Below are 7,332 nucleotides of genomic sequence, written 5' to 3' on the forward strand. Positions count from 1 at the left end.
AGTGCGAGGTCGAGCGGGAGTGCCGCATCGACTTCGACGAGGGGCAGCCGGACATGTCGCTGCGGCTGGTGGGGCAACTCGACCGCATCGATGTGAGCCGAGGAGTTCCCGCAGAGGGCGGGCAGTCGAAGGCCGAGACCCTGGTGCTGGACTACAAGACAGGCAACGCCACGGTTCTGAGGCAGAAAACCAAGTCCGGGGCGGAGGACACCCAGTTGGCTTTCTATGTCGCGCTCAGCGAGGGCCATGCCGAGGGCGATGTGCAAGCTGCCTACGTGCACATCGATGCCCGCAAGGTCGAAACCTTGCGTCACGCAGGCATCCAGGACAGCGCGGCGCAACTGATCTCGCAACTTCGGTCGGACTGGGTGCGGATGCACCAAGGCTCGCCCTTGCTCGCGCTGGGTGATGGCGCGGCTTGTGAGCATTGCGCGATGCGAGGCCTTTGCCGCAAGGGCCATTGGCATGCGCACCAAGCGGGCTCGGGAGACGCGTCATGAGTGCATCGGCATATGAGATCAACGGGCAGGCAGCCGAGCCGGCACGCTTTTACGAGGTGGCCTGTGACCCGGCGCGCAGCGTGGTGGTGGAGGCCTGCGCAGGCGCTGGCAAAACCTGGATGCTGGTGTCTCGCATCGTTCGGGCCTGGCTGGAGGGCACGCCGCCACAGCAGATCCTGGCCATCACGTTCACGCGCAAGGCTGCGGGCGAGATGCGCGAGCGCCTGCGCGAGTGGCTGTCCGACTTTGCCGCCATGGACGAAGCGGGACGCATGCAGGAGTTACGCGTGCGAGGGGTGCCAGAGGCCTTGCTGGCCGAGCGCGCACCGCGCCTGGCCCAATTGCACGGTGAGTGGATGCAGGAGGGGCGCGGCGTCGAGATCCACACCATCCACGGCTGGTTCTCGCGTCTGGTCAAGGCCGCGCCGCTGGATGTGCTGACGGACTTGTCGCTGCCTCCGGAGTTGCAGCTGATCGAGGACATCGACGAGATCTGGGCGCCGCTTTGGGGGCGCTTCCTGCGTTCCATCGACGCTCGCATGGGCGATGCCGGTGACGAGGTGGTGGCGGCTTTGTCTGCCGTGCTGCGTGAGACAGGGCGCTTCAACACCGAAGGCTGGCTGCGTGAAGCCCTGCACAACCGATTGGAGTTGTCACTGGCCGATGACGCTGGCGTGCTGGAGCAGGGGGTGCCCAGCGCTGGCGCGTGGCAGGAACGCTGGGCCGCCTGGGGATGTGTGGCCGATGCGGTGATGGCAGATTCGACCACCCAGGCCTTTGTCGGTCTGGCCAAGCAGCTCGGGCAAGCGTCCGGTGGTTTGGCTCAGGCCGCGGGCGCGGCCATCGTGGATGCCTTGTTGCTCACCGACGCCAGCGCGCGCTCCGAGGCCTTGCAAAAAGCCCTGCTGACCGACAAGGGCGAGCCACGCAAGAAGCTGGGCAGCAGCGAAGAGCTGGCTTGGGCCCAGGCCTGGTTGCAAGACCTGGCGTTGGCCCTGCGGCAGGAGCAGGCACACCGCCTGCACCACCACATGGTGCTGCTGTCGAGGGCGTTCTTCGCTGTGTACGCCGATTTCAAGCGCGAGCGAGGCCTGGCCGACATGGCGGACCTGGAGCTGGCGGCGGCCCGTCTGCTGTGCGACGAGACGCTGTCCGAGTGGGTGCTGCAAAGGCTGGACAGCCAGGTTCGGCAGCTGTTGATGGACGAGTTCCAGGACACCAGCCCGCTGCAATGGAAGGCCCTGGGCACGTGGTTGTCGGCTTACGCGGGCGCCGGCGGATCGTCCAGCGTGAGGGTCTTCCTGGTGGGCGATCCCAAACAAAGCATTTATCGCTTCCGCCGCGCCGACCCGCGTGTCTTCCAGGCCGCCAAGCGCTTTGTGATCGAGGGCCTTGGCGGGCAGTTGCTGGCCTGCGATCACACCCGTCGCAATGCGCCGGGAGTCATCGAGTTGCTCAACGATGTCATGGGAGAGGCCTCGCGGGAGGGCACCTTCCCAGGGTTCAGGCCTCACACGACCGCTTCACAGGCCCCGGCCAGCGTGCGACGCTTGCCACGCATCTTGCGTGACGCGCAAGAGCCTGGCGAAGCTGCGGGTGTCGATGGGGATGATGCGGGTGCCGAGGCCGAGCAGGCGGTGCGCGACACGCTGACCCAGCCCCGTGAAGTGGTCAGCGTCACAGCCAAAGGCAGGGAAGCCCACCAGGTCGCCGGCGCGGTGGCCGAGCTGCTGCAGGAGGGCAGGCACCAGGCACAGGACATCTTTGTGCTGGCCCGCACGCGTGCCGTGCTCAACCTGGTGGCACAGGCGCTCGACGCCTTCGGTGTGCCGCACATCGCGCCCGACAGCACCCCGTTGATCGACACCCCGGAGGTGCAGGACCTGTTGGCCACGGTCGAGGTGCTGGTCTCCCCTCAGCACGACCTGGCGCTGGCCCATGCCCTGCGTTCTCCGTTGTTGGGTGCCTCGGATGACGACTTGATGCAAATTGCATCACTGGCTCGCCAAGGAGGCAGTTGGTGGGACGCCCTGATGCGCCTGGGTGGTGAGGCCGATGAAGGTGCGGGCGACTGTTTGGCACGCGCTGCCAGGCTGTTGGCCGGCTGGCAGCAAGCTGCCAGGGTCTTGCCGCCGCACGACCTGCTCACGCGCATCCTGCAGGAAGGCGATGGCCGAGAGCGCGTGGCCGCGACGGTGCCGCCAGGCTGTCGACAGCAGGCCTTGTTCCACATCGATGCCTTGCTGCGTCACAGCCTGGAGATGGATGCGGGCCGTGACGCCACGCCCTATCGCTGGGTGAGGGCCTTGCGGCAATCGGTTCAGGCCTTGCCGGCGCGAACCCAGGAGGGGGCGGTGCAATTGCTGACCATCCACGGCGCCAAGGGGCTGGAGGCGGAGGTGGTCTTCCTGGTGGACACCGACCCGTCTGCATCCCGCAGCATGAGCCATGGTTTGCTGGTGGATTGGCCGGAAGGGGCGGCTCACCCGCAGCGCGTGGCGTTTGTCCGTTCCGAATCAAAGCCACCTCCCGCGCTGGCCCAGGCTCTGGAAGCAGAGCGGCAGGCCGATCAACGAGAAGAGCTCAATGCGCTGTACGTGGCCTTGACCCGTGCGCGCAGTGCCTTGGTCGTCAGTGCCAACGAGCCCTTTCGGGGTGAGCGCAACGCCAGTTGGTGGAGCAGGCTGACCAAGACACAGGCCTTGGCTCAAGCGGAGCCATGGTGCCCTCGGCCCGATGCGACGCCACCGGGCGCCACCCAGGGGGGCGTGCCGCCAGCCAGCTTGAGGGCCATGCCCAGTCTGGTGCGCCGTGCTCCTTCGCCGCCCGTCGCGCCAGATGACGATGCCGAGGGCGCTTCGCTGCGCACCCTGGGTCAGGTTGTTCACCGCGGGCTCGAGTTGCTGACGACCTTGCCCCTGGCGCAACGCAGCCCGGAGCGGGTGGCCAAAGCGGTGCACGCTGCGGCGCAGGCGCTGCAGCTTCCCGCCAGTCACTGGCGAGAGGCGGTTGATCGGGTCTCGGGCATCCTGGCCCAGCCCGAACTCCAGCGCTGGCTGGATCCGCAGGCCCTGCATTGGTCGGGCAACGAGGTGACGCTGAGCGACGGTGGCGACATCTTGCGCATCGACCGCCTGGTCGCGTTGCAGACGCCGACAGGCCTGGCGTGGTGGGTGATCGATTACAAGCTGGGCGAGCAACCGCTTGCCATGGCAGCGTACCAGGAGCAGATGTTTCGGTATGTCGAGGTGGTTCGGCGTTTGCAGCCGGGGCAGGCCGTGCATGGGGCCTTCGTGACAGGGGCTGGGCAGTGGGTGCCGTGGCGCGAAGCGTGAAATCTGAACCGGTATTTCCGGCTTTCTGGGTGTTTCCTGGTGCCAGATTGTTTGGTGCAATCACACCATGTAACAAGAGGCCGATGCGCTTGCCAGGCAAGCTTGACGCGGACTCTTGCTCCCAGCACCACCGAGGACCTCGCCTTGCCCGCAGCCATGGCCATCGCCCAGCCACCTCAAACCCCTGCACCGCGGCTGTTCGGGCGCTTTGAGTTGCGTCAGATGCTGGGGCGAAGCCTGGCATCCAGCACCTGGCTGGCCTGGGACCCGCGCCTGCAGCAAGAGGTGTCTCTGTGCGTGCCAAGGGTGCAGCCGGCCAACAACCGGGAACGCGAGGAGTGGACCCAGGACGTGTTGTCCAGCTCGCGCCTGAAGCACCCGCGGCTGTGTGAAGCCATGGAAGTCGGCAGCCACGACGGCTGGCCCTTCCTGACATGCGCGCGAGATGGGGGGCAAACCTTGGTCGAGCGCCTGCAATCGGGCGCACTGCCCAGCGCGCAGGATGTGGCGTCCTGGATGGCCGATGTGGTCGAGGGCCTGGCCTACGCACACGATGGTGGCGTTGCCCACCTCGACATCGGCCTGCACACCGTGCTGATCGACAAGACCGGGCACGCGCAGTTGTTCGGCCTGGCGGTTGGCATCGAGGCCCAGCAACCGGGCCAAAGCGGACGTGCTCCCCGGGTGCGTCAACCGATCAGGCAGCAGGCCGAGCGCGACGTGCTCATGGCTGGCCTGTTGATGCACCGCCTGCTGGCCAACCACCCTGCGCTGGACGACCCCGACATGGGCAGCGCCGCCTCCCGCGTGGGGCGCGAAATTGTTCGCTTGCCGTGGACGACACCCCACCCGGTGTCCGAGTCCTTGCGGGCCATCGTCAACCGTGCGACCGATCGCCAGCATCGGCAACGCTACCTGAATGCGCGCACGCTGCTCAGCGCCTTGCAGGGCTGGATCAAGACCCAGTCCGAAGAGTCTGGTGGACCGCTGTCGCTGCTGCTGGATCGGCTCAACAGCGTGGGGGCGCTGCCAAGCCGCCCCGGCACAGAACGAGCCTTGCTGGCCAGCCTGTCGGCGGAAAGCCTGCGGGTCGATGATTTTGTCGATGTGCTGGTGAAGAACCCCGCCATGGTCTGGGAGCTGCTGCGCACCGTCAACACCGCCAGTTATCGCAGCCCGGGCAGCGACGACGGGGTCACGACGCTTTCGCGCGCCGTGTTGCTGTTGGGGCAGGCTGGCATCCGCAAGGTCGCGGCGGCGGTTCGCCCTTGGCCAGGTGTGCTGGGCGCGCAGTCGTCTCTCTCGCCTGAAGCCGGGCAGGGCACGGTGGCCGCACTGGACGAAGAGTTGCGCCGCGCCTGCCTGGCGGGTGCGATCGCTCGCCTCATGGCGCCGTTTTCCATCAGCGATGAAGAAGCGAGCCTGGCCGCGATGTCACAGCGCCTGGGCAGCTTGCTGATGTGCTATCACTTCCCCGAAGAGGCCGCCCAGATGCAAAGGCTGATGCAAGCCTCGCCGGTGTCTGAATCAGGTGAGGCCACCACCCCCGGCATGAGCGCAGAAGCCGCAGCCAGCGCGGTGTTGGGTGTTGACCTGGGCGCCTTGACGCTGGCCGTCATGCGTCACTGGGGCCTGCACGACCGTGTTGTGCAGGCAGCGCAACCTTGTCCGCTGAACAAGCCCGTGCGCACCCCCGTTGGTCCTGAAGCCACGTTGAGAACGGTGGCCAGCTTGGCCAACGAGATCGTTGACGCGCAGACCCAGGAGCCCCAGAAGGCGAACGCCGCCATGCATCAGGCTTACGTTCGCTATGCGCGGGCGCTGGCGTTGGTGCCCAAAGAGTGCGAGCAGACCTGGGAGCAGGCCTCGGGCCTGATCAACCGCGCTTGAGCGCTTCGGCGCAGGCTCGGACCAGTTGGGGTCCTTCGTAGATCAGGCCGGTGTAGATCTGGACCAGATCGGCGCCAGCGTCGCGTTTGGCACGTGCGTCGGCAGCGCTCATCACCCCCCCCACACCGATGATCGGGTAACGCGGGCCCAGCGCCGCACGCAGCTGGCGGATGACCTGGTTGCTTGCTTCCAGCACGGGTGCGCCGCTCAGGCCGCCGGTTTCTTCGGCGTGCTGCATGCCCTGGACCGCCTCGCGCGAGATCGTGGTGTTGGTGGCGATCACGCCGTCGATGCCGTTCTTGAGCAACGTGGCAGCGATCACGCCCACTTGCGTTTCATCCAGGTCAGGGGCGATCTTCACGAACATCGGCACCGTGCGGCCATGCTGCTGAATCAGCTGTTGGCGCCGCTCTTGCAGGCGACCCAGCAGGTCGTCGAGCGCCTCGTCGCTTTGCAGCGCACGCAGGTTCTTGGTGTTGGGGCTGGAGATGTTGACGGTGATGTAGTCGGCGTGCGGGTAGACGCCGGCCAGGCCGATCAGGTAATCATCGACCGCGTTCTCGATGGGCGTGGCGGCGTTCTTGCCGATGTTCAGGCCCAGGATGCCGCCGTTGCTGCGAAAGCGTGCCTGCTTGACGTTGGCCAGGAAGCTGTCGAGGCCTTCGTTGTTGAAGCCCAGGCGGTTGATGAGTGCGCGCGCCTCGGGCAGGCGGAACATGCGCGGCTTGGGGTTGCCCGGCTGTGCTTTCGGGGTGACGGTGCCCACCTCGACGAAGCCGAAGCCCATGGCGCCCAGGCCGTCGATGACTCGCCCGTTCTTGTCCAGGCCCGCGGCCATGCCCACGCGGTTGGGGAAGGTAACGCCGGCCAGCGTCACCGGGTCCTGCACGCGGCTTTCGGCCCACAGGCAAGCCAGTGGCGTGTTCTGAAAACGCGCCAGCGCACCGATGGTCAGGTCGTGCGCGGTTTCCGGGTCCAGGTTGAAGAGGACCGACTTGGGGACGAAGTAGGGGATCAGGGCCATTGAGGGCTGCGGGGGCGTGGGTCAGGGATGTGGTGCTGTGCGCGGGGGCAGGGGGGGCAAGGGCCCGGCACAGGTGCTGATTGTCGCCGATGCCGCCGCTCTGAACGCGCCAGGCCCCTGTGGCAAACTTCGCGCCTCTTCGACCTCCCAGACCTCCTGGTACCCGAGCGTGGACAAGATCCTGATGCAACTGGCGGCCGAACTGAGCGTTCGACCTGCCCAAATCAAAGCGGCCGTTGACCTCCTGGACGGCGGCGCCACCGTGCCCTTCATCGCCCGCTACCGCAAGGAAGCCACCGACGGGCTCGATGACACGCAACTGCGTGATCTGGAAGCCCGCCTGGGTTACCTGCGCGAGCTGGAAGACCGCCGCGTCGCCGTGCTCAAGAGCATTGAGGAGCAAGGCAAGCTCACGCCCGAGCTGCGCGCAGCCATCGAGGCCGCGCCGACCAAGCAGGAGCTCGAAGACCTCTACCTGCCTTACAAGCAAAAGCGCCGCACCAAGGGCATGATCGCCCGCGAAGCCGGCATCGAGCCGCTGGCCGACAAGCTCTTTGCCGACCCGATGCTCGACCCGCAAGCC

The 7,332-nt window shown here is 66.8% G+C and carries 5 protein-coding genes; 4 read left to right on the plus strand and 1 reads right to left on the minus strand.

Annotation, left to right across the window (positions count from 1 at the left end; all coding sequences use genetic code 11):
- The 3 genes from B2W70_RS17990 to B2W70_RS18000 all read left to right on the plus strand — a co-directional run.
- On the plus strand, nucleotides 1-500 hold a 500-nt coding region (locus B2W70_RS17990; RefSeq protein WP_286747915.1), incomplete at its 5' end, for a RecB family exonuclease.
- Nucleotides 497-3,835: a UvrD-helicase domain-containing protein gene (locus B2W70_RS17995; RefSeq protein ID WP_286747917.1), complete on the plus strand. Its 3,339-nt coding sequence runs from the start codon at nucleotides 497-499 to the stop codon at nucleotides 3,833-3,835. The genes B2W70_RS17990 and B2W70_RS17995, both read left to right, overlap by 4 nt.
- Before the next feature lie 144 nt (nucleotides 3,836-3,979).
- The gene (locus B2W70_RS18000) at nucleotides 3,980-5,725 is read left to right on the plus strand and encodes a serine/threonine protein kinase (protein WP_286747919.1); all 1,746 of its coding nucleotides are present in this window, start codon (nucleotides 3,980-3,982) and stop codon (nucleotides 5,723-5,725) included.
- Here the strand turns inward: B2W70_RS18000 and B2W70_RS18005 are convergent.
- On the minus strand, nucleotides 5,712-6,749 hold the full coding sequence (locus B2W70_RS18005; protein WP_286747921.1) for a quinone-dependent dihydroorotate dehydrogenase: 1,038 nt from the start codon (nucleotides 6,747-6,749) through the stop codon (nucleotides 5,712-5,714). The two genes, B2W70_RS18000 and B2W70_RS18005, sit on opposite strands and share 14 nt — an antisense overlap.
- 169 nt (nucleotides 6,750-6,918) lie before the next feature.
- Here B2W70_RS18005 and B2W70_RS18010 point away from each other — a divergent pair.
- On the plus strand, nucleotides 6,919-7,332 hold a 414-nt coding region (locus B2W70_RS18010; RefSeq protein ID WP_286747923.1), incomplete at its 3' end, for a Tex-like N-terminal domain-containing protein.

The organism is Aquabacterium sp. UBA2148 (genome assembly GCF_002328915.1).
In the GTDB taxonomy this organism is placed as follows: Bacteria; Pseudomonadota; Gammaproteobacteria; order Burkholderiales; family Burkholderiaceae_C; genus Aquabacterium; species Aquabacterium parvum.